The organism is Candidatus Eisenbacteria bacterium (assembly GCA_016235265.1).
GTDB lineage: Bacteria > Eisenbacteria > RBG-16-71-46 > RBG-16-71-46 > JACRLI01 > JACRLI01.
Map to the genome: position 1 here is coordinate 1 of JACRLI010000015.1, position 22,036 is coordinate 22,036.

Consider the following 22,036-nt stretch of genomic DNA (forward strand, 5'->3'; position numbering starts at 1 on the left):
GCCGTACCCCGGTCGCGACGGGCCCTGGGCCCTGCCGCGCGGCCCGCCCACCGCACCCTGGCCGCGGCGCGGGGCTTCATCCGGCCTGCGCGGGCCGCGGCGCGGGTCGGAGGTCGCAGCCTGTCCGCCGCGATACCCGCGGCGCGGCTCGGAAGAACTTGCCTGTCCGCCGCGGTAGCCGCGGCGCGGCTCGGAGGAGCTGGACGGGCCGCCGCGGTAGCCGCGGCCCTGCCCGGAGGCCGCCGCGCGCGGGGCCGGTCGGCCGCCGACACGCGGGCCGCGCGGGCCGGCCTCGCGCCGTACCGCCGGCGCGGCGGTCGGCCGCCGCTCCCCCAGCATCTTGCGCACGAACACCGGGATCTCCGAAGGGATGCCGGCCACCGGAACGCCCACGTTCTCCAGCGCCGTGATCTTGTCCGCCGCGGTGCCCGAGCCGCCGGAGACGATCGCCCCGGCGTGGCCCATGCGCTTGCCCGGCGGGGCGGTGAGCCCGGCGATGAAACCCACCACCGGCTTGCTCATCTTCTCGCCGATGAAGCGTGCCGCCTCCTCCTCGTCGCTGCCGCCGATCTCGCCGATCATCACCACGGCCTCGGTGCCGGGGTCGGCCTCGAAGGCCTCCAGAGCGTGGATGAAGCTGGTGCCGATCAGCGGGTCACCGCCGATGCCGATGCAAGTGGACTGGCCGATCCCGTTGGTGGTCAGCTGGTGCACCACCTCGTAGGTCAGCGTTCCGCTGCGGCTCACCACGCCCACGCGACCCTCGACGTGGATGTGGCCGGGCATGATGCCCACCTTGCAGCGGCCCGGCGAGATGAGGCCGGGACAGTTGGGCCCGATCAGGCGCGGCGGGCTGGGCCGGCGCTTGAGCTGGTCCATGACGCGCGCGGTGTCCAGCACCGGCACGCCCTCGGTGATGCACACGATCAGCTTGATGCGCGGCGAGGAGGCCGCCTCGAGTATCGCGTCGGCCGCGCCCGCCGGGGGCACGAAGATCAGCGCCGTGTCCGCGTGCTGCGCCTCGGCCGCCTCGATCACCGTGTCGTACACCGGCACGCCGTCCTGCAGCGACCCGCCCTTGCCGGGGGTCACTCCCGCCACCACCTGGGTGCCGTACTCCATCATCGCCCGCGAGTGAAACGAGCCGTCGCGACCCGTGATGCCCTGCACCAGCACGCGCGTGCGGCGATCCACAAGGATGCTCATGTCAGGCCCTCGCCTCCCGGGCGCTGGCGATGGCCGCCTGCACCCCTTCGTCCATGGACGATGTCGCCTGGAGGTTCACGCTTTCCAGAATCCGCCGCGCCTCCTCTTCGTTCGTCCCCGTCAGGCGAACCGTGACCGGCAGGTTCACCTTCATGTTCTGCAGCGCCTCCACGATGCCCCGGGCCACGTCGTCGCAGCGGGTGATGCCGCCAAAGATGTTGAACAGGACGGCCTTCACGTTGGGGTCGGAGAGGATGATCTTCATCGCGGTGGTGACCTTCTCGGGGCTCGAGCTGCCGCCGATGTCGAGGAAGTTGGCGGGTTTGCCCCCGAAGTGCTGCACCAGGTCCATGGTGGCCATGGCCAGGCCCGCGCCGTTCACCACGCAGCCGATGTCGCCGTCCAGCTTCACGTAGGACAGACCGGCCTCGCGCGCCAGGCGCTCCCCCTCGGTTTCCGAGGGGCGGTAGCTCGTGTGCACCTGCAGGTGGCGCATCTCGGCGTTGTCGTCCAGGCCCACCTTGGCGTCCAGGGCCAGCACCCGGCCATCGGGCGTGACGATCAGCGGGTTGATCTCCGCCAGCGAGCAGTCCTCGCGGCTGAACACCTGGTAAAGCTGCACCGCGATCTTCGCCATGGCCAGCCCGGCCCTGGCGTCGGGAGCCACGCGCATCATCACCTGCCGCGCCTGGAAGGCCTGCAGGCCGTAGTCGGGGTCAATCGCAAGGGTGAGGATCTTCTCCGGGCTGCGGCGGGCCACTTCCTCGATGTCCACGCCGCCCTCGGCGCAGGTCATGAGCAACGGCTTCTTGCGGCGGCGGTCCACCAGGATGGCCAGGTACACCTCGGTGGCGATGTCGGCGGCCTCCGCCACCAGCACCTCGCGCACCGTGAGGCCCTTGATCTCCATTCCCAGGATCTGCGCGGCCTTCTCGTGCGCTTCCTGCGGATCCTTCGCCAGCTTGATGCCACCGGCCTTGCCGCGGCCGCCCACCAGCACCTGGGCCTTCACCACCACCGGCTTGCCGATCCGCGCGGCGACGTCGCGGGCTTCTTCGGGAGTGCGCGCCACCTCGCCCATCGTGGTCGGAATGCCGTGGGCCCGGAACAGCTCCTTGGCCTGGTACTCTTGAATGTTCATGGAACCCTCTTCCTCCGCTGCGCCCCTCCGGCGCGCGGGTGGGGACCCGCGCCGGGCCGTTGTCCGACCTCCCGCGGGGTGCGGGCGAGGCCGGAAATTGTACGCAAATTCTTTCGCCGCTAGTGATTCCAAGCCGGCTGCATGCCGTGCGCCGGGGCCGCGGAGAGCGATCGCGGCTTCCTTAGGTACCCCCGCACAGGCCGGGGGCCTGCGGGACCGGGTACGCGCGCTGGGCGGGAATGGCCCCAAGGTAGCAGCGGGGTCGCGGCAAGGTCAATCGCGTTTCCTTGCCCGGCCCAGCAGCCGGGTGGTGGAGGAGAGCCGTCCGGAGTGCAGCGGCACGCGCACCACCCTCCCACCCCATCCCCGCACCAGGTCGGCGCCCACGATGGCAGCCACCTTGTAGTCCGCGCCCTTCACCAGCACGTCGGGGCGCAGGGCGCGGATCAGCTTCAGCGGCGTATCCTCCCCGAACGGCACCACCAGGTCCACGTCGCGAAGCGCTCCCAGCACCGCCGCCCGCGCCGCCAGTTTCTGCACCGGACGCGCCGGCCCTTTGAGTCGTCGCACCGAGGCGTCGGTGTTGAGCCCCACCACCAGGGCATCCCCCGCGGCGCGCGCCGCGCGCAGGATGCGCACGTGCCCGGGATGGAGGATGTCGAAGACGCCGTTGGTGAACACCACGCGCAGCCCGCGGCGTTTCCACGCGGCCACGCGCGCGCGCGCCGCGGCGGGCCCCAGCACCCGCTTCTCAGGCCTGGCCATGGTCCTCCAGCGAGGCCGCCAGCGCGGCCGGATCGGGCACCGCGGTGCCCACTTCGCGGATCACCAGCCCCGCGGCGTGGTTGCTCACCAGCGCCGCCTCCAGGAAGTCCCCGCCCGCGCACAGCGTGAGCGTGAACGTGGCCACCACCGTGTCGCCCGCGCCGGTCACGTCGTAGACCTCGCGCGCCACCGCCGGCAGGTGGGTCACCTTCGAAGGCGGTTCGAACAGCGACATGCCGTCCTTGCCGCGCGTCACCAGCACCGAGCGCGCCCCGGTGACGCGCTGGATCTCCCAACCGGCGCGCAGCAGGCTCTCCGGGTCGTGCACCCGCACCCCGGCCACTTCCCCCGCCTCGGCGGTGTTGGGAGTGAGCGTGCTCACGCCCTGGTAGAGCCTCACGTGCCGCTCCTTGGGGTCCACGCACACCGGCAGCCCGCGTTCACGGATCAGGGGCAGCAGACCCTCCAGCACCTCGGCGGTCACCACGCCCTTGCCATAGTCGGACAGCACCACACCCTGGGCGCGCTCCAGCAGCGGCCGGATGCCGTCAATGAGGCGGGCGGCCTCGCGCGAGTCCAGGTCCAGCCGCCGCTCCTGGTCCAGCCGCAGCACCTGCTGCTGGTGCGCCACGATGCGCGTCTTGAGCGTGGTGGGCACCTGCGGGCGCACCACCAGGTGCGCGGCGTCCACGCCGGCCCGCGCCAGCGCGGCGCGCAGTTCCGCGGCGCGGCCGTCGTCGCCCACCGCGCCCACCAGCGCGCACTCGGCCCCCAGCGCGCGGACGTTCCACGCCACGTTGGCGGCCCCGCCCAGCCGGTCGCTTTCCCGGTCGGCCTCCACCACCAGCACCGGCGCCTCGGGGGACACGCGGCTGGCCTGGCCCCACACGTAGCGGTCCAGCATCACGTCACCCAGCACCAGCACGCGACAGCGCGGGAACTCGCCCACGCGCGCCGCGGCCCGGCGCAGGATCTGCTTCTCGCTCATCGCACCTCCGCCGCACGGCGCAGCGCGCGCACGGCCTCTTCCCCGCTCATCGGGGCCTCCGGTTCGAATCGCCCCGCGGCCCGGGGCGTCATGAGCCCCCGCCCCAGCGCGCGCTCCACGGCGCCCCGGCGGTAGTCGTGTGAGGGCACGTCCGCGCACTCCGCGGCCGTACCCGTGGAATCCGCGGGCCAGTCGAACAGGTCCAGCCACAGCGCGAACCGGCCGCGGGACACCTGGTCGTCCGGCCGGAACGAGCCGTCCGGGTAAAGTTCCAGCCCGCCCTGCATCACGGCGCCGCGGACCAGCCCCACCCACGGCGTGCCCTCCATGTCGCGCAGGGAATCGCGCGCGGCGCGGAAGTGCGTGAGTTCCGGCGCCGGGAAGCGCGGCGGGCGCGGCGGCGCCCCGTGCGCGCGCAGCAGCGCGGCCCATTGCAGCCGCGTCAGCGCGGGACTGGACGAGGCGGCGGCCAGCAGGCTCTCCGCCGGCGTGGGCGGCGGCGGGGGCGTGAGCCGCTCCGCGACCCGCATCGCCGAAGTGTCCCCCATCGCGGCCGCTCGCACCAGCAGCTCGCGCGCCTCCCGGGGCGCCCCCCGGCCCGCCAGCAGTCCCGCGGCACGGAGGTACGGCGGGGACCACGTGGAATCGGCGGTCCGGGCACGCGCGTAGCGGTCCAGCGCGCCGGAAGTGTCGCCGCGCACTTCGTCGAACCAGCCTTCGGCGAGCAGCACCTCCGGCTCGGGGGAATGCGCCAGGCCCATGACCAAGGTGTCGGATTCGGAAATGCGGCCGGAGAGGCGGTAGCTGAGTGCCAGGCCCCAGCGGCCGCCGGCGTCGGGGGTGTGCTCGGCCCCGGATCGGGCCAGCGAGCGCTGAAAGAGCACCAGCGCGGAATCCGTCCAGCCTTCCATCAGCAAACCGTAGGCCTGCAGCGACGCGATGCGCGCGTAGTCCACGCGCGCCGAGGCGACCCGGCGCGTCTCCCCGGGCGCTACCTTGTCCCCCGGGCCGGACTGTCCGTCGGCGGGTGTCGGCGGAGATTTCGGCGTGCCCGCGCAACCCGCGGCAAGGGTCGCGGCCAGCGCGGTGAGGAGCGCGGCGCGCGCCGCGGAATGCAGGGTCATGGCGCCGCGGAAGGTACCACAGGAGAGCGGGGGCGTCACCGAGCGGGCGATTAGGCCGGCGGACCGGTGGGTCGGGGCCGGGCCCGGAATGCGAAGGGCCAGCCGGTAGTGCAAAGGGCCGGCCGCGTGGCGGCCGACCCCGGTCCGGCGCGGAAGGGAGGACGCTCAGGCCGCGTCGCGGCGGGCCAGGCGCACCGCCTGCCCCAGCACCCGCAGCACGTCCTCCATCTGGAAGGGCTTGGAGACCACGAAGTCCACGTTCTGGTTGCGGGCCTCCTGCAGGTCCAGCTGCCCGCCCCAGCCGGTGATGAGCACCACCGGCACACCCGGCCATTCGCACTTCACCGCCTGCGCCACCTGCCAGCCGTTGAGCCCGGGCATGCCGAGGTCGGTCATCACCACGTCGGCGCCCTGGGCGCGCAGCAGCGACAGGGCCTCGGAGCCGTCGGAAGCCAGGATCACCTGGTGGCCGAGGTTCACCAGCATGTCGCGCATCACCTCGCGCACCGTGGGCTCGTCGTCCACCACCAGCACCTTCACCTGCTCCAGCAGTTCGGCGTCTTGCTTGGTGGTTTCCACCTCGGGCACGCGGGTGCCCTGCGGCAGCGTCAGCGTGAAGCACGTCCCCTGTCCCGCCTGCGACTCCACCTTGAGCGTGCCCTTGTGGCGGTTGGCGATCCCCAGCGCGATGCTCAGCCCCAGGCCGGTGCCGCCCGACTTCTTGGTGGTGTAGAACGGATCGAACGCGCGGGCCTGCACCTCGGGGCTCATGCCGGTGCCGGTGTCCTGCACCTGCAGCACCGCGTTGCCGTCCACGGTGAGGGTGCGCACCGTGAGGCGCCCGCCTGCGGGCATGGCGTCCGCGGCGTTGAGCACCAGGTTGGTGAGCACCTCGCGCAGCTCCGAGGGCGAGCCGTCCACCGTGGGCACCGGGCCCAGGTCGGTCTCCAGGGTCATCACCGCCTCGGCGGGGCGGGTGTGCAGGGCCTGCGCGAGCATCTCCAGCCCCGAGCGCACCACCTCGTGCAGGTCCACCGGGATGAAGTCCTGATCGCGGCGCACCCGGGTGAACTCCTGGATGCGGCGCACCGTCTGCACGCCGTCGTGCGCGGTCTGTTCGATCACCTTCAGCCCGGCGCGCACCGCGGGGTCCTCGGTGCGCAGCAGCATCAGCTGGGTGCGGCCCAGGATGGCCGCGAGCAGGTTGTTGAAGTCGTGGGCCACGCCGCCGGCCACCTGGCCGAAGGCGTTCAGCCGCTCGGAGCGCACCAGGTGCTGCTGCGCCTCCTCCAGCTCGCGCAGCGCGCGGCGGGCGTCGCCGTAGAGGCGGGCGTTGTCAATCGCCACGCTTCCGTGATGCGCCAGGATGATCAGCAGTTCCAGGTCCTCGCGGTGGAACGGCCGGTCCACCTCGCGGGCCAGCGTCATCACGCCCAGCACCCGGTCCTTGGAGACCAGCGGCACGCAGCACAGGCACTCGTCCTCGTCCTCGGGCGTGTTGTCCACGTGCCGGGCGCGCGGGTCGCGGATGGCGTGCGGCACGATCTCCGGCTTGCCGGTGCGGGCCACGTCGCCGGTGATCCCTTCGCCCAGCTTCAGGCGCATGGCCATGATCTCTTCCACGTACACCGACTCGTTGGCCGCGATGGGATAGAGCTCCTCGCGCTCGGGGTCCAGCAGGAACAGGGTGCAGCCGCGCGCCACGCTCAGGGAGGCGGCGTGCTCCACGATCCGGCGCAGGATGGTGTCGCGATCCAGCGAGGAGCTCACCACGCGGCACACGTCCAGCAGCGCGGCCCAGCGTTCGTTGGTCGCGCGGGCTTCGGAGAACAGTCCGGCGTTTTCCACCGCCAGCGCCGCGTGCCCGGCGAATGCCAGCGCGGTGTCTATCTCCAGCTGGCTCAGTTCGCGCGGCTGCGAATTGGTGCCCAGCACCAGCACACCCTTGGGCCCGTCCACTCCCAGCAGCGGCACGAACAGGGCGCTCACCGGCCCGGCATGCTCCGGGGCAACGGGGGCGGCGCCCCCCTCCACGGCGCGCAGCACCTTGCACGTGAGGCTCTGGTAGGCCTGCGCCGCCAGCGCACCGGCCGCCAGGTCCACGCGCGGGGCGCGCGCGGCAAACTCGGCCCCACGGCTGGAGGCAACCATGCGCAACGTCCGTCCCTCCAGGTCGGGCTCGTAGAGGCACACCCAATCGGCGTGCAACACGTGGGTGGCGCCGCGGATGATGGAGGTGCGGGCGGAGTCGAGGTCCAGGGCGCATGCCACTTCGCGGCTGAAGTCGAAGAGGGCGCGGAAGACACGGATGGCCTCGTCGGTCTCCCGGCGACGGCGCTCGAAACGATCGTGAATGCGGGCGCGGGTGCCCTGCCAGCGGGCGCGGTGGAGCACCGGAGCCAGGGCCGCGAGGAACTCGGAGGTGCGCCAGGCCAAGTCGGCAGACGCGTCGGGTGACGAGATGGTGCCGTCCACGGCCTCGCGAATCGCGGGCCAAAGGGAGGGCGCGGCGCGCTGGAGGCGACGGGCCAGACGGGCGGGAACGCTCTCTTCGAACGCGCAGTCCACCCCGCCGCGCCGGGCCACTTCGTAGCGGTCGGCGAGCGCGCACACCGCACCCCACATCCGGGACGCGCGGGCAGGCGTGAGCTGCCGCGCGTGCGGGGCGCGCGCCTGCCACGCCTCGAGGACACGGGGTCCGAGCGCGGCCAGGATCTGTCCCAGGTCGCCTGCGACGGAACGCGAGGGCTTCACGAAACCTCTTGGGCCAGTGCGGCTTGCGTGTATGCGCAGGCGCGCACGCCTGCCGATGGAAGACCATTGAACACGGGGACGTCCGGGGCCCACCGGCTTGCGCCGGGGGGTGGTCCCCTCGTCCCCCAAGTTATCGGCCCGCCACGGGGCAACTTGAATCCGTTGACCCGGCACAGCCGCTTCCGTACCATGGACTTGCCCGCCCGTTTCTCCTCCCCGCAGGAATCCCAATCATGCTGTCCCGGATCTGGAGCGCCGCCCTCCATGGGCTCGAGGCGTATCCCGTGCTGGTGGAAGCCGACGTGGGTCCAGGGCTCGCCGGCTTCTCCACCGTGGGCCTGCCTGACATGACCGTCCGCGAAAGCCGCGAGCGCGTGATCTCCGCGCTGCGCAACAGCGGCCTGGAATTCCCACTGCGCCGCATCACCGTGAACCTGGCCCCCGCGGACCTGCGCAAGGAAGGCTCGGCGTTCGACCTGCCCATCGCGCTCGGCATTCTTGCGGCCAGCGGTCAGCTGCCCTCGAACGCGGCGGACGGCTTCGTGGTGCTGGGGGAGTTGTCGCTGGACGGATCGCTGCGGCCCTTGCGGGGGGCGATCGCGCTGGCCCAGGCTGCGGGCGGGGCGGCGCACGCGAATGGCCGCGGCTCCACGGGGGACCCGCTGCCGTGCGAGGCGCCAATGGCGCGCGCGCTGCTGCTGCCGCGCGCCAGCGCGGCGGAGGCGGCGCTCATACCCGGTGCCGCGGTCTACGGCGTGGACACGCTGATGGAAGCCGTGGAGGTGCTCGCCGGGACACGGACGGTGGGACGCGCATGCGCTGCCGCCGCGGCGGCACCCGGGGCGATTGCGGCTCCCGACATGGCCGAAGTGCGCGGACAGTTCCACGCCCGCCGGGCGCTCGAAGTAGCGGCCGCCGGGGGGCACAACCTGCTCTTCACCGGCCCTCCCGGGGCGGGCAAGACCCTGCTGGCGCGATGCCTGCCGGGAATCCTCCCTGCACTCTCCCCCGCCGAAGCGCTGGAAGTGACGCGCATCCGCAGCGTGGCCGGACTGTTGTCTTCCGGCACCGGGCTCGTGTCCGCCCGCCCCTTCCGTGCGCCGCACCACACCGTGAGCGGCGCCGGCCTGGTGGGCGGCGGGCGCGGCCCGCGCCCCGGCGAGATCACACTCGCGCACCTGGGGGTGCTGTTCCTGGACGAACTGGCGGAGTTCCCCGCGCACACGCTGCAGTTGCTGCGCCAGCCGCTGGAGGAGGGGCGCGTGGTGATCTCGCGGGTGGCGTCCAGCGTGGAGTTCCCCGCGAGGTTCATGCTCGTGGGGGCGACGAATCCGTGCCGCTGCGGCAACTTCGGCAACCCGGACAAGCCGTGCAAGTGCACCCCTCTCGATGTCGAGCGCTACCGCGCGAGCATCTCGGGGCCGATCCTGGACCGGATTGATATGGAGGTGCCGGTGCCCTCCGTGCCGTTGCGGGAGATGCTGGCGCGGGAGCCCGGCGAGGCAAGCGAGTGCGTGAGGACGCGCGTCGAGGGTGCGCGAAAGGCACAGTGGGCGCGCTGGCGCGGCTGCTCGGCGCGGACCAACGCCGAAATCCGACCCGAGCCGTTGCTCGCGCGCGGGCAGTTCGATGAATCAGCGATGGAACTGGCGGCGCGCTGCGCGGAGAAGCTGAAGCTCTCGGCGCGCGGGTATCACCGGCTGCTGCGGACGGCGCGGACCGTCGCCGATCTCGCCGCCTGCGAGGAAGTGCGCGCCGAGCATGTCGCGGAGGCGGCGGGGTTTCGGGCTACCCTGACTGTCCGCTTGTGACTCCACACTCGATAGTATCAACGCATCAGGAGGATTCGCTGACCCTGCGCAGCAAGACCAAATGTCAGCCGGGCGAAGTAGATCCCCGCTGGGAGCCGCCGACCGGCCTGGTCCCGTCCGTCCCACGTGGCGATCCCTCGGCCAGCCGGCGTGCTCCCGCTCAAGAGCGTGCGCACGCGCTGCCCCACGAGGTCGTAGATGGACAGGTCGCCCTCGCCTGACCGAACGAATTCGTAGGCCAACTCCGTCGAACCGAACATGGGGTTCGGCCGCGCCCTCCCAAGGGAGAACGCCGCCGCCGGGGTCACTATCCGCACCGGTCCGGAATACTCCCAGCGGCCGTCCGCCCGGTAGCCCACCTTGTAGAAGTAGAGCGCCCCGGGTTGTACCGTTCGATCGACGAAGACGTAATCCGAGTTCCCGCCTCGTGCAGCCGGCTCGCCGCGGACGAGCTCGTACGGTCCGTCTGCGCCAACCCCCCGCATCACACGGAAGTCCGGTGAACCTTCGAGATACGCCGACCACTCAAGCCGGACGAAGCCGCTCCCAGTTGAAGCCGTCAGCCCGCCGACGCTGATCCCCGTGGGCTCACCAAACGACAGAGCCCACGTGTCGCTGAACGGAGCCCACGCGCTCGTGACGCCGCAGCACATCAAGACCCGGCCACTCACGCTGTCCCAGACCATGGAGTGGAGCCAGCGCGGTGTGGGCAGGGGTGGCCCTGCAGCCAGGCCGCACCATACTCCCCCGGGCGCCAAGTCGAGCGTCCAACTGCTGTCGGTAACTGGCCCAGACGCTGGCATACCCCCCCCGAACGTCACGATCCTGGCGCGGAGCGGATCGTAAGCTGCCCCGATCCCGTTAGAAGACGCTGGAGCGCGTCCCACGCTGTCCATCCGGGTCCAGTGCAGGGTATCCCCGACGGGGCTCTGCCACGTGTCCTGGCCCAGGTACCCGCCGAACATCACGAGGCGGTGCCCGGCCGGGTCGTGGATGCAGGCGTGATGCGACGCGGGCAGCAGCGACGTCGATACACCGGAGAACGACAGCTTCCTGCCGCTGAGCGTTCGCAGATCGAGCGCCCAAGCGTCCTTTAGCGGGCTTCTAAAGTCCGGGGGGGACTTCCCCCCTTGGACCACCATCCAGTCGTGCTCGGGATCATAAATCGCGACATGGTACGCACGGGCAGGTAATGGAGTTCCGGACGGAAGAATCGTGTGCCAGGTGCTGTCATCCACAGAATAGGCCCACACGCCGGCTGGAGACTCATAGACCAGGGAGTGGCCGCCCGAGACGATCATGCGACGTCGAACGGGATCCCAGATCGCGGCGTGGCCTTCGCGGGCAAGTGGCGGAGTGCCGCTGGTTTGAACCAGCCGCCAGCGTGGACCGCCGGTCCCTCCCGGGGTCAGGATCCATACGTCGTTGAACGAGCCGAGGTCTGTCCCACCGAAGAGAATGGCCTGGTTCTGAACTGGGTCGAACACCATGGTCGCGTAGTAGCGCGGCGAAGGGCCCGCTCCCTCGGGCAGGAGTTGCGCCCAGAACCCGATAGCGGCGAGGCAGGACTGCTGGGAGGGTGCAATGATTGCACATGCCAGGGCCGCAAGCCAGGCGATCGTGCTGCCGCACCTTGCGTGTTTAGCTAGCATGAGCTTCACCTCGATTCAGTAGGTCAGAGGTCCGGCATGCGCAGGAGGCCCGTCAAACCAGGAATGGTCACGTCAGAAAGGACTGCTGAGGGTCAGTGGATCAACACAATCCTCTGGCTGTAACTCCTGGCTCCACCCACCAGCCTGGCGAAGTACAATCCTCCTGGCAGGGCCCGCCCAGCTTCATCGTGGCCATCCCAAATCACCGATCCCCGGCCGGCGCCGGATGGACCCCTGAGGAGTGTTCGAAGTCGCTGACCCGCGAGGTTGTAGATGGCGAGGTCCATGGGGCCCGAGCGAGCAAGGTCAAAAGCAACTTCTGTGGACGTCCTCATGGGGTTTGGATTCGCCGGACGCAGGCCCGAACTCAGCGGGGGCACCTCGACCTTGACCGGCCCCGCGAAGTAGCGGGATCCGCCTTGGCGCCCCACAATCTTGTAGAAATACGTTTTCCCCGGAACGACCGATCGATCAGTGACGGAGTACTCCGAGCGCCCGGGCTCAGCCGCGATCTCTCCGCCCACGGACTCGTATTGGCCTCCGGGGGAACCAGAGCGAAGAACCTCGAATGTGGCAGGGCCGTCCAGGAATGCCGACCAACCGAGCCGGATTCCCCCATCCGTCGTCGAAGCAATGAGGTTTGCCATGATGACCGCGGTCGGCTCGGCCAGGGACAACCTCCACGTATCTCCGTAACTTGCTTGAAGACCGAAAGCAAACCCGCCGCCGTAGACGACAAGCTCATCCGTGCCGCGAATGTAGACCATGGCCGTCGCAGCACGGGGCTCCGGCCGGATCCCTCTTGGCGCCAGGAGACTCCAGTTCGGCACATGACCCAGTGGCAGGGCCCAAATGTCATTCGTTTGAACTCCGCTCTTGTAGCCGCCGAAGATCAGAATTCGGTCGCGAATTGGATCGTACGCAGAGGATGCCATCGTAGGGTACCCTGGTGCCGTCCCGCTGGTCAGAAGTTGCGACCAGTCGAGCGTATCCCGCACCGGGGTTTGCCACACCTGCCCTCCCAGCGACCCGCCGAATGCGACGAGGCGCTGCCGAATGGGATCGTAAATGGCAGTGTGGCTGCGAGTCTGGAGTCCGGAGGAAGGTCCTCCCGAACTCAACATCCTCCCACTGAGAGTCGAAAGGTCCACTGCCCATGCATCGTCCAGTCGGCTTCGGTAGTCGGGCGGGTTCGTGCCGCCGTGGATCACCATCCAGTCGTGGACAGGATCGTAGATGGCCACATGCTCGGCCCGCTCGCCAGGATCCATCGACGGCTGCAGCTGGGTCCAGGTGCTGTCATCGAGGGACAACGACCAACAATCCAACTGTGGTTGGTTAATTAGCCGCCCGCCAGAGACAATCATCCGTCGCCGTTTCGGGTCCCAGATGGCGGCGTGGTAGGACCGCGCGGCAGGCACGGTGCCGGTCGCGACGACTTGGCGCCAAGCTGGAGCCCCTGGTCCGGAGAGGCGGAGGGCCCAGACATCATTGTAGAGCATCGTGAAGAGATACGCGTCAGCTCCACCGAAGACAAGAACCTGCTTCGTGACCGAGTCGTAAACTGCGCTTGCCCCCTGCCTGGCTTGCGGACCCGATCCGTCTGGTACGAGAAGCGACCAACTGCCGTCAGCCGCAAGCAGGGTCCGGGCTGTGAGCGCCAGGCACACCAGACCGGCCAGCAGCATACAGAAGAAGCGAGTGGTAACCGCAGACCCCTCTGGAGGTCTTGCGAAAACACCGCGTAGGGACAGGATGCCTGCGTCACAACGCCGGGCCGCCTGACTCACCTTCACGCCCCGCTCCAAAACCAGCCGAACCGCCTCAGGCTTGAACTCCCGACGGAACACGCGTTGTCCCACGGATTACCTCCGAGTCCATTATCCTCCTAAACTCGGTGCCCTTCCATCCCAGGAAACCCGAAAGACCCCGGCACCAGCTTGCGCTATTTGATTCTTGCATCGCAACTAGAATGGTAGGACAGTTGCGGGAGAACCCACGGCTTCGACGCCCGCCCCCATCGCGACGGGCTCCCGGGGGTCACTCCCGGCAGGTGCATCCCCAGCACGCGAACGCCATTTCCCGACCGGGACCCTCTCCCGGCCGGGGCCGGGCTAGTGCCCGGGGGAGGTTCTGTCGTGAAACGCTTCACGCCGCTTGCCGCCTGCCTCATCGCCCTCTCGTTGCTCGCCTCGGGTTGCGGGAAGACCGATCGGCTCTCGGGCACCACCGCCGGCGACGGTTCCCGTGCTGTCCAGATCACACCATCGGGCCCGATGTCCGCCCCCGCCGGCATCCCCAGTGTGACGGCCCTCCTCATCGCCGGCCGGACCATCGAGATGGGCGCGGTCCACGTCTGGCTGGACCAGGGCGAGCTTTGCGTCCAATACGCGACCCAGCCAACGTGGGTGCTGAACGCGACGCACCTGGCGGTGGCGGCTGCCATCGGGGACATGCCCCTGAACCCGGCCGGCAATCCGCGGATCGGCCACTTCCCATACTCACAGACCCACTCCCCCGCGGTCACGCAGCACACCTACCGGATCGACCTCGCCGCGAACGACCTCGAGAACGAGCCGACGCTGCTGATCGGCGCCCAGGCGGACGTCTCGGAGCTGGACGCGTCGGGCGCGGTGGTCCGCCATGAGGGCGCGTGGGCCGATGGCGAGTCCGTGGACATCGTGGCCGAGAGCAGCAAGGCAGGCAAGGGACGCGGCAGCTGGGCGAATTTCGTCAGCATTGACATGCGCCAGCTGCGCGGACTGCTGCTGTGGAACAAGCTGGGGTCGCAGCACGAGGTGCAGCACAGCGTGGTGGGGCCCAACGGAATCATCACCGGGAGTGTGACCTACCTGCCCTGCAAGCACGGCAGCGGCTTCAAGGCGCTGCCGCGGACCGGGAACCACAACGTGCCTGGCAACTTCATCGACTTCCCCGGCCTGAATCTGGGGCGGAAGGGCTGCATCGAGTTCTGGTACTGGCCCGACTGGAGCAACTGGCAGGTCGGGCACATCGTGGAGACCATGTACTACGGCGTGCCGGGGGCGATGTACGACATCGGCATGCAGTACAACGACTGGCAGGAGCTCCAGTACGTGGTCGCCTACACGCAGGTGAGCCTCAGGCCGTCGGTCACGCCCAGCTGGACGACCCTCGAGCCGTTCCACGTGGCCTTCACCTGGGACGGTACCCAGCCGATCCCGGCCAACCGGGTGAAGCTCTACCACAACGGGAGCCCGGTCGGATCAACTTCGACCTGGATCGGGAGCGTGACAGACTGGAGCCCGGCCGCGGTGCTCCGGCTGGGGAGCCGCATCACCGGCGGAGACTGGGACCGGCATCCCTGGGAAGGCGACCACTGGATCATGGACAACATCAAGGTGTGGAGCTTCCCCAAGACGGACTTCTCCGACCGATTCCAGGAGTGAGCACGAAGGGCGCCGCGGGCTTTCGTCCGCGGCGCCCTCCCCTTGCGGTGGGGACCGGATCGGACCGCTTACCTCGACCGCCGCAACCCCCGCATCCCGCTTCCCCCGAACCGATAATCCACCCCGAGCATCAGACGGTCGCGCCCGCCCACGTTCTCGAAGTCCGCGGCCATGCCGACCTCCGGGGTGAATCCGAAGCGGCCTCCGAAACGGAACACACCGTCCGCCGCGCCGGAGGAGCCGGTGGGAGAAGTCAGCCTCAGGCCCACCCCGGTCCACAAACCGGCCGTCTGCCGGCCGCCCACGCGCCATTCCCCGCTGGCGCCGGGCACGATCTGCACGAACACCCTGGAGCTGCCGCGCCCGGTGGCGAACCCGCCGGCGACCTGGCCGCCCAGGTCGAGCGCCAGGCTGCCCCCGGTGTTCACCAGGGCGCGGCGCAGGTCCAGCTGCGCCCCGAACACCCGGTGCTCCACGGTGGCCTGAAGGCCCAGCGATCCGCCCGAGGAGAGGTCTCCGCGCAGCTCGAAGGTGGGCACCATGTCGCCACCGCTGCCGCCGAAGTAGGCTCCCAGGTCCATCCGTCCCGGGTGAATCCCGGTCAGCACGCCGAACTGCCCGAAGGACTGGGCCGAGGCCGCGGAGACGAAAAGCAGCCCGGCCAGCAACGACGTCGAGAGGTGTCGGGCAAGGTTGCGATTCATGTTCATCCTGCGCTCCTTTCGAGGGGGCACTGCTCACGGGTGAGAGCTACATGGTTCTAGAGCAATCCCCGTGCCGGTTTCCAGGTCATTGTGCGCAGCAGGATGTGCTGAGGGGATGATCCCGGCGCAACCATGCGGGTGACCCGCCCGGGACGGTGTCCGTGTGGATCGGAACGGTCTTCCGGGTTGCCTCAGCGCGATGCGCCGGGTTGGTGGGAATGCATTGTCTTCGGAGGGGGAAACCAACGAATGGAGGAAGGTGCGGGGAATCTCCATGCCTCCCGCGCCGTGTGCATGTGGACCGGCGCGGGAGGCTGGAGCAGCTGGGTCAAACGGCCCGGGGGCCGTCGGACGGGCTAGATCTTGCGGACGTTCGCCGCCTGCAGCCCCTTGGGGCCCTGCGTCACGTCGAATTCCAGCGCGTCACCCTCGGCGAGGGTCTTGAAGCCTTCGCCGGCGATGGCGGAGAAATGCACGAACACGTCTTCGCCGTTCTCCTGGGAGATGAAACCAAAACCCTTCGCTTCGTTGAACCACTTGACGGTGCCCTTAGCCACTTGCAACTCCTGTTGAATCCGGGTCCGAAGACCCATGCTCTCCGCGCTTCACGCCGCGGCAACGTCCGGTCAACGTGACCGGACTTCGATACACCCGCGGGTCTGGCCAACAAAAAAATCCGCCAGGAAAGTCTCTGGCGGATCTGAACGCTGGCGCACATCCACAGGCAACCGAAGACGCCATGAGTATGGGGCACCGGCCGCTCAAAGGGTAGTCTTTTTCGCAGGGCTCTCCGGGGGCTCCCGGGCGGGCCTTTTCCGGGCCGCGGTCGGCTGGCGGGCCCGTTGCGCCCAGGCCCCCGAATCCCCTGTTGAGCCGCGCGTGGAACCGTCGCACACTCCCCCGGTCACCCGCCCTAAGGAGAGCGCAGATGCCGGGGCCCCGCCTCGATCCCGAAGAATGGAACCGCATCCACGACGGGCCCGCGGACGCCCGCTCGCAGCTCTTCCGCCGCGGCCTCGCGCTGGCGCGGGACGCCTGCCTTGAGCACAGCAGGCCGGGCGAGATTTGGGCCGACGTGGGTTGCGCGACGGGACATCTCGCGATCGAGCTCCTGCGCTCGGGCCGGCGGGTGGTGGGACTGGACATTGACCTGCGGTTGCTGCGGGCCACCCGGATCCGGGCCGCGCAGGGCCTGCCCCTCGCCGTGGCCGACGCCCTTCGCCTTCCCCTCCGTTCTCGCAGCCTCGACGGCATCCTCGCCGTTTCGCTGCTTGGCTACCTCGAGGAGCCCGGGGAGTTCTTCCGCGAGGCCTTCCTCGCCCTTCGCCCGGGCGGGCACCTCCTGGCCACGTGCACCAACCGGTCGGGGATGCTGCGGCGCGCGAGCCGTCCGCTGGGGCCCATCTCGGCGGGGACCGCGGACGGAGCGGCCGGCATCCAGCTTCACTCCGCCGCCTGCCTGGAACGGTCGCTGCAGGGCACCGGATTTGTACTTCTCCCCCACCGTTTCTACAATTTCTACGCCCTGTGGGGCGGCTGGGCGTTTCCTCCGGCGGGGCTTTCCGGCGCCCTGGAAGCCCTCTGCCCCGCGCCGCTGGGACGCGGTCTGGCCCGCAACATCCTCTTCCGCGCGCGGAAGCCGTGAGAGCGCACGACTCAATCCACGCCACGAGGGGAGGCCGACGCGAGCCGGGCGTCGCACTCCACGTCGCCCGCGCTTCCGATCATGCCACTCGCACTTCGGAGTGATGCCGGATCGGGAAATTGCACGAGTTCGCGATGAAGCACAGTTCGTTCGCGCGGACGTGCAGCGCCTCCGCCGTCTCGAGATCGGTTCCGGCGGCCACGGTCACGCGCGGGCGCAAGGTGATCCCGGTGAACTGTCCCCCGCCGGCCGCCCGCTCCTGCATCGTGCCCTGCGCCGCGTCGGAGTACTCCAGCACCGCGATCCCGGCCCGCGCGCACAGCGAGAGATAGAAGAGCATGTGGCAGGAAGCCACCGCGGCCACCAGCAGTTCCTCGGGGTTGTGGACTGCGGGGTCGCCGCGAAACGCGGGATCGGCCGTGCCCGCCAGGTCGGGCTTGCCGGCGACCGCCACGCGAAAGCTGCGGTCATAGGCCGTGTAGGCGGAGGTGCCGGTGCCCCGGTTGCCCTCCCAGGCGATCCCGACTTCATACTTGTGGACAGCTTCGGAGCCCATCGTTGTGGCGCCTCCCGGCAGCCCGAGGCGCCGGGACCATCCCGCCGCCGTGGGCCTGGGGAGAGCCTAGCACCCGGAGGATGACCCTGCTTCCGCGCATGCGCTCGGCCTAGGCGTCTTCATCGCACAACCACCCCGCGCCCTCCAGCGCCCTCCACGCATCCTCCTCCCCGCGCCGCCGCAGCTCCGCGGACTCGTGCGGCTCGACCCGCATGAACCCACCCGGAAGCCGGGAATCCGGCTCGACCAGGCACACCCGTGCCGGCCGGCCCTCGCGGGTCCACGGCGCCGGCAGGCCGCCCAGCTCGCTGCGCAGGTCGCGCCAGGTGCCCAGCTCGATCAGGCGCGCGCCCAGCTCCAGCAGGTGCATCTCCCCGTTCACCGGATGCGGACACACGGCGGGCGACATCACCACCACCAGCAGCGCGTCCGCGCCGGCGGCCACCGTGGCCCGCACCACCTGGCTGGAGAGCATGCCGGCGTCCACGAACTCGCGCCCGCGCACCCGGCCCGGCTGGAACACGATGGGAATGGCCGAGGACGCCGCGGCCGCCTCCACCACTTCCTCGGGCCCGCGCAGCACCATCAGCTCGCCGAGTGCGGCGTGGATGGATTCGCGGAAGACGTCGTTCGGGGGCTCCCAGTTGATGAAATGGCACATCCGGCCGGTGTCCACGGCCACCGCGGTCATCAGCAGGCGCACGTCCGAAGACACCAGGCGGTCGCGGTCGCCTTCCGCGATCAGGCTCTCCAGCACCCGGCGGCGCGAGAGGCCGCGCCACAGACCGCGGCCGCCGCTCTCCGGAAGCAGCCCGGCGAGCAGCCTGCGGATCCAGTGGCCCGAGCTGCCCTGGCGGTTGGCCCACCAGGCGGCCCCGGCCACCACCAGCACGGTGGCACTGAACCGGTGCGGCCACGGCCACGCAAGCGCCCACGTGAGCAGGTGGACCGCCACCGCCAGGGCCAGCGCGCGGCCGAACCAGCGCTGCCAGCGCTCCGGATCGCCCGCGGCGGAGGCGTTCGCCATCCCCAGCTCGGCGCGCGACGCCAGCAGGGCTCCGGCCATGCCGGCCGCGCCCACGATCATCCAGGCCAGGGAATCGAGGACCCACGAGTGCGTGGCAGGAAGGGAATCGCGGCGGAAGATCACGCGGGCCAGCCCGGTGTTGGGCGAGCCGAACAGGGTGAGCACCACTTCCATGCACGCCAGGGCGGCCAGGAACAGCCCCGCGACGCGCATGATCAGGGTGGTCCAGCGGAAGCCCATGCTGGAGGGGCCCATGTGGAGCCAGGTGCGCTCGAGCTGGTCGGTCGAAAGGCCCTGCGCCACCCACGCCACCGCGTTCATGGCCCCCACCGAGACGCCGCTGACGATGGCCGGCTTGAGTCCCAGCCGCCGCAGGACTTTCAGGACGCCCACCTGGTACGCGCCCAGGGCGCCGCCGCCCGAGAGAAGGACGGCGGGGTGCGAGAACGGCAGGTCGGGTCGCAAGCGGCGGCCGGCATTCATCGGCAATTCCCCCCATTTTCATTATCGGCCGGCGGGGGGGGAAACACCAACGCCCTCAGCGCGGCCCGGAACCTCCGGCACCCGTCTCTCCGCTGCCGCGCACCAATTCCACGACATCCTTCCCGCAGCGCCAGGCCAGCACCGACCCGCCGATCACCACCCCGACCATGAGCCCCAGCGAACAGGCCGCGTTGAACAGGGCGGCCACCTCCTGGTACGGCGCGGGGTGCGTGAGGCCGTCCACCACGACGACCAGGTCTCGGGCGCGGAACAGCAGGTAGCAGATCGCCAGCTCGCCGCCGCTGAACAACAGCCGCGCCACCAACCGGAACGGCGCCGCCAGCGGGCGCACCAGCATCACCCAGTCGCTGAGGACGCGACCGATCGCGACCACCACGATCATCGGATAGAGCCGCTCCCACACCGGGCCCCAGGTGAACAGGGCCGCGGCGGGCCCGAGCACCAGCACGGGCGCCTTGAGGCCAAGCAGCCACCAGGCGCTGAAGATGGAGCTCACCAGCAGCCCAGACACCGATCCGGCGAGGGACTTCGTGCCGCGGGCCCGTCGGGCACGCGGCAGCCGGCGCGGATCCCAGCTCTCGCGCCAGCGGTCGAACCTGCCGGAGCGCGCCAGCCACAGATCGGCGAGCGCAAAGGCCAGGGTCACGACCCCGAAGACCCCGACCGCGGAGCCGATGAAGCCGGTGAAGGACTCGAATGCGGCGATCGTCCCCGCTCCGGTGGCCAGCATGGCCGCGGACCGCGCGACGTAGCCCACGCCGCAGATCACCATCGCCACCTGGACCGCCAGCCAGAAGAACGGCAGCAGCACGGGGCCGATCAGGGGCGGCGCGGGCCGGTATCACGAGGCGAGCAGGATGGGCGGCCCGATCTGACGGAGCAGTTCCGCCTGGTCGGCCTCCGTCAGGGGCCGGCCGCGTTCCTCCTCCCGCTCCTCCACCTGGGAGTGGATGTTGTCGGAGAGCTCGCGAATGATGTCCCGCCGCTGGGATCGCGGCAGCCAGATCTCGACTGCCTGCAGATAGCGCTCGATGAGTTCCATGACTGTCTCCTACAGGATCCGGTCCAGGGATGCGTTCAGGCTCCGCCACTCCACCGCCAGGAGGGCCAGGATCTGCTGCCCGTCCGGGGAGACGCGGTAGAATCGCTTATTCCGCTTGTCCTCCTCCCGCCACTCGCTGAGCAGGAGCCCCTGGGACTCCAGCCGGCGGAGCAGCGGGTAGAGGGTGTTCTCCTCGATGGCCATCCCGTGGTCGGCCAGCGCCTTGCGCAGGGCATACCCGTAACGCTCTGCGCGCAAGCAAGATAGCACTGCAACCACGAGACAGCCCCGGCGGAGTTCCAGGCGCAGGTTTTCGAAAAGGTCCGTACTCACATCAGCACCCCCTGTGACATACATCGTGTCGTATACACTGTATGCCACACAGTACTGGATGTCAAGAGATTCCTTCGGGTCTCAACGACGGCGCTCCAGGACGCCCACGCACGTAGTCCACGCGGCCGCCACCGCCACACCCACCAGGGCCCCGACCATCCACCCGCCGAGCACGTCCAGCGGCCGGTGCACCCCGACATACACGCGCGAATAGCCCACGATCAGCGCCAGCGCCGCGGCCGGAACCGCAAGGCGCGAGCGCCGGGCCGCGAACGCACCGGCCAGCGCGGCGAAGTTGGCGGCGTGCGCGGAGGGAAACCCGAACGTATGGCGCAGCGCGGTGAGCGCCCGCACCGGCAGGCCCGCATCCAGCGGACGCGGCCGGTGCAGCCAGGGCTTGAGCACGTGGTGGACGCACAGGTCGCCCAGCGCCACGGAGATCCACGCCACAAGCCAGGTCACGCGCGCGCGCCCGCGGAGCAGCAGCACTGGAAGCAGCGCCAGGCCGTACATCAGCGGCCGGAAGCTCGAGGTGTCGGTGAGCCCGCGCATGACGGCGTCCAGCCACGGAGCATGCGCGCGGTTGTTCAGCAGCACGAAGAGCGAGTCGTCCCAGGCGGGAAACAGGTCCGGCGGCACGGAGATCATGGAGTGAGGCTCATGGCGCGGGAATCGGAGCTCACGGCGCGGCTTTCAGTGCGCAGGGTCCGGAGCTCAAGGCGCGGCTTTCAGTGCGCGGGGCCCGGAGTTCACGGGCGCGGCTTTCAGTGCGCGGAGCCGCACCGGGAAATGCAACGCGGCGGAGCGCGTCATCCGCGGCTCCGCCGTCGTCGAGTGCCCGTCCCTCGCGGACGGGGGATTGGTGCCGGGAGCGGGATTTGAACCCGCACGGGTTTCCCCACACGCCCCTCAAACGTGCGTGTCTACCAAATTTCACCATCCCGGCAGAAACCGGAGCGCGCGCCTACTTGCCCGTCGGCGCGGGCGTGACGGGCGCGGGAGTCGCGGGCGCCTGCGTCGGGGCCTGGCGCGCGGGCGCGGGGGCCGTCGCGGCGGGACGGCCGCGGCGCTGGGTATCCTGCTTGATCAGGCTCTTCGGCTGGACCGCCGCGCCGCGCGAGAGCAGCGCCAGCACGACCGACGTCACGAAGAACGTGATCCCCAGGTACTGCGTCGCCCGGGTGAGGAACGTGGAGGCGCCACGGCTGCCGAAAAGCGTCTGGCTGCCGCCGCCTGCGCCGAAGGCGCCGGCCAGGCTGCCACCCTTGCCCGACTGGAGCAGGATGGACACCATCAGGCCGAAGCACACCAGGATGTGGACCAACAGGATCAGGACGTACATGGGTTCCCCGCTGA

Annotated in this window: 18 protein-coding genes, 1 tRNA gene and 1 pseudogene; 3 read left to right on the top strand and 17 right to left on the bottom strand. The window is 70.1% G+C overall.

The features are described from left to right. The 5 genes and pseudogenes from sucD to HZB25_08150 all read right to left on the bottom strand — a co-directional run. Nucleotides 1–1,206 (bottom strand): succinate--CoA ligase subunit alpha (gene sucD / locus HZB25_08130; protein ID MBI5837198.1); only part of this gene is annotated, 1,206 nt, incomplete at its 3' end. A 1-nt stretch (nucleotide 1,207) separates the two neighbouring features. Continuing rightward, a complete protein-coding gene (sucC, locus tag HZB25_08135) occupies nucleotides 1,208–2,347 on the bottom strand; it encodes an ADP-forming succinate--CoA ligase subunit beta (GenBank protein MBI5837199.1) in 1,140 nt (379 codons plus the stop codon). A gap of 273 nt (nucleotides 2,348–2,620) precedes the next feature. Then, nucleotides 2,621–4,100: pseudogene (gene rfaE1, locus HZB25_08140) on the bottom strand (D-glycero-beta-D-manno-heptose-7-phosphate kinase). Then, on the bottom strand, nucleotides 4,097–5,224 hold the full coding sequence (locus HZB25_08145; GenBank protein ID MBI5837200.1) for an S-layer homology domain-containing protein: 1,128 nt from the start codon (nucleotides 5,222–5,224) through the stop codon (nucleotides 4,097–4,099). The pseudogene rfaE1 and the gene HZB25_08145 overlap by 4 nt, the downstream one beginning before the upstream one ends. Before the next feature lie 165 nt (nucleotides 5,225–5,389). Further along, on the bottom strand, nucleotides 5,390–7,978 hold the full coding sequence (locus HZB25_08150) for a GAF domain-containing protein (protein MBI5837201.1): 2,589 nt from the start codon (nucleotides 7,976–7,978) through the stop codon (nucleotides 5,390–5,392). Nucleotides 7,979–8,211: 233 nt separating this feature from the next. Between HZB25_08150 and HZB25_08155 the strand changes: the two genes are divergently transcribed. Then, nucleotides 8,212–9,789 (top strand): YifB family Mg chelatase-like AAA ATPase, encoded by a 1,578-nt coding sequence (locus tag HZB25_08155; protein MBI5837202.1) that lies wholly within the window; start codon nucleotides 8,212–8,214, stop codon nucleotides 9,787–9,789. Between the two features lie 17 nt (nucleotides 9,790–9,806). On the opposite strand, the gene HZB25_08160 is transcribed toward HZB25_08155, so the two are convergent. Together HZB25_08160 and HZB25_08165 are read right to left on the bottom strand one after the other, a co-directional pair. Next, the gene (locus tag HZB25_08160) at nucleotides 9,807–11,450 is read right to left on the bottom strand and encodes a hypothetical protein (protein ID MBI5837203.1); all 1,644 of its coding nucleotides are present in this window, start codon (nucleotides 11,448–11,450) and stop codon (nucleotides 9,807–9,809) included. Between the two features lie 83 nt (nucleotides 11,451–11,533). Continuing rightward, nucleotides 11,534–13,303 (bottom strand): hypothetical protein, encoded by a 1,770-nt coding sequence (locus HZB25_08165; GenBank protein MBI5837204.1) that lies wholly within the window; start codon nucleotides 13,301–13,303, stop codon nucleotides 11,534–11,536. Between the two features lie 276 nt (nucleotides 13,304–13,579). Here HZB25_08165 and HZB25_08170 point away from each other — a divergent pair, with 276 nt between their 5' ends. Next, entirely contained in the window at nucleotides 13,580–14,869 is a 1,290-nt protein-coding gene (locus HZB25_08170) for a hypothetical protein (protein MBI5837205.1), read from the top strand. 68 nt (nucleotides 14,870–14,937) lie between these two features. On the opposite strand, the gene HZB25_08175 is transcribed toward HZB25_08170, so the two are convergent. Further along, entirely contained in the window at nucleotides 14,938–15,573 is a 636-nt protein-coding gene (locus HZB25_08175) for a hypothetical protein (protein ID MBI5837206.1), read from the bottom strand. Nucleotides 15,574–15,929: 356 nt separating this feature from the next. Then, nucleotides 15,930–16,130 (bottom strand): cold-shock protein, encoded by a 201-nt coding sequence (locus tag HZB25_08180; protein MBI5837207.1) that lies wholly within the window; start codon nucleotides 16,128–16,130, stop codon nucleotides 15,930–15,932. 371 nt (nucleotides 16,131–16,501) lie between these two features. Here HZB25_08180 and HZB25_08185 point away from each other — a divergent pair, with 371 nt between their 5' ends. Continuing rightward, nucleotides 16,502–17,218 carry a class I SAM-dependent methyltransferase gene (locus HZB25_08185; protein MBI5837208.1) on the top strand — a complete coding sequence of 239 codons (717 nt, stop codon included), beginning with the start codon at nucleotides 16,502–16,504 and terminating at the stop codon, nucleotides 17,216–17,218. 79 nt (nucleotides 17,219–17,297) lie between these two features. On the opposite strand, the gene HZB25_08190 is transcribed toward HZB25_08185, so the two are convergent. The 8 genes from HZB25_08190 to secG all read right to left on the bottom strand — a co-directional run bounded on the left by HZB25_08190 (nucleotide 17,298) and on the right by secG (nucleotide 22,022). Further along, nucleotides 17,298–17,774, bottom strand: a complete 477-nt coding sequence (locus tag HZB25_08190; GenBank protein MBI5837209.1) for an OsmC family protein — start codon at nucleotides 17,772–17,774, stop codon at nucleotides 17,298–17,300. A 109-nt stretch (nucleotides 17,775–17,883) separates the two neighbouring features. Beyond that, nucleotides 17,884–19,284, bottom strand: coding sequence for a patatin-like phospholipase family protein (locus HZB25_08195; GenBank protein MBI5837210.1), 1,401 nt, complete (start codon nucleotides 19,282–19,284; stop codon nucleotides 17,884–17,886). Nucleotides 19,285–19,339: 55 nt separating this feature from the next. After that, on the bottom strand, nucleotides 19,340–20,116 hold the full coding sequence (locus HZB25_08200) for a hypothetical protein (GenBank protein ID MBI5837211.1): 777 nt from the start codon (nucleotides 20,114–20,116) through the stop codon (nucleotides 19,340–19,342). A 30-nt stretch (nucleotides 20,117–20,146) separates the two neighbouring features. Beyond that, on the bottom strand, nucleotides 20,147–20,347 hold the full coding sequence (locus HZB25_08205; GenBank protein MBI5837212.1) for a hypothetical protein: 201 nt from the start codon (nucleotides 20,345–20,347) through the stop codon (nucleotides 20,147–20,149). A 9-nt stretch (nucleotides 20,348–20,356) separates the two neighbouring features. Continuing rightward, nucleotides 20,357–20,704 carry a helix-turn-helix transcriptional regulator gene (locus tag HZB25_08210; protein MBI5837213.1) on the bottom strand — a complete coding sequence of 116 codons (348 nt, stop codon included), beginning with the start codon at nucleotides 20,702–20,704 and terminating at the stop codon, nucleotides 20,357–20,359. A 57-nt stretch (nucleotides 20,705–20,761) separates the two neighbouring features. Continuing rightward, nucleotides 20,762–21,328, bottom strand: a complete 567-nt coding sequence (locus HZB25_08215; GenBank protein ID MBI5837214.1) for a phosphatase PAP2 family protein — start codon at nucleotides 21,326–21,328, stop codon at nucleotides 20,762–20,764. A 212-nt stretch (nucleotides 21,329–21,540) separates the two neighbouring features. Beyond that, nucleotides 21,541–21,626 (bottom strand) — tRNA-Leu (locus HZB25_08220). An 18-nt stretch (nucleotides 21,627–21,644) separates the two neighbouring features. Further along, nucleotides 21,645–22,022 carry a preprotein translocase subunit SecG gene (gene secG / locus HZB25_08225; GenBank protein MBI5837215.1) on the bottom strand — a complete coding sequence of 126 codons (378 nt, stop codon included), beginning with the start codon at nucleotides 22,020–22,022 and terminating at the stop codon, nucleotides 21,645–21,647. Nucleotides 22,023–22,036 lie beyond the last annotated feature (14 nt).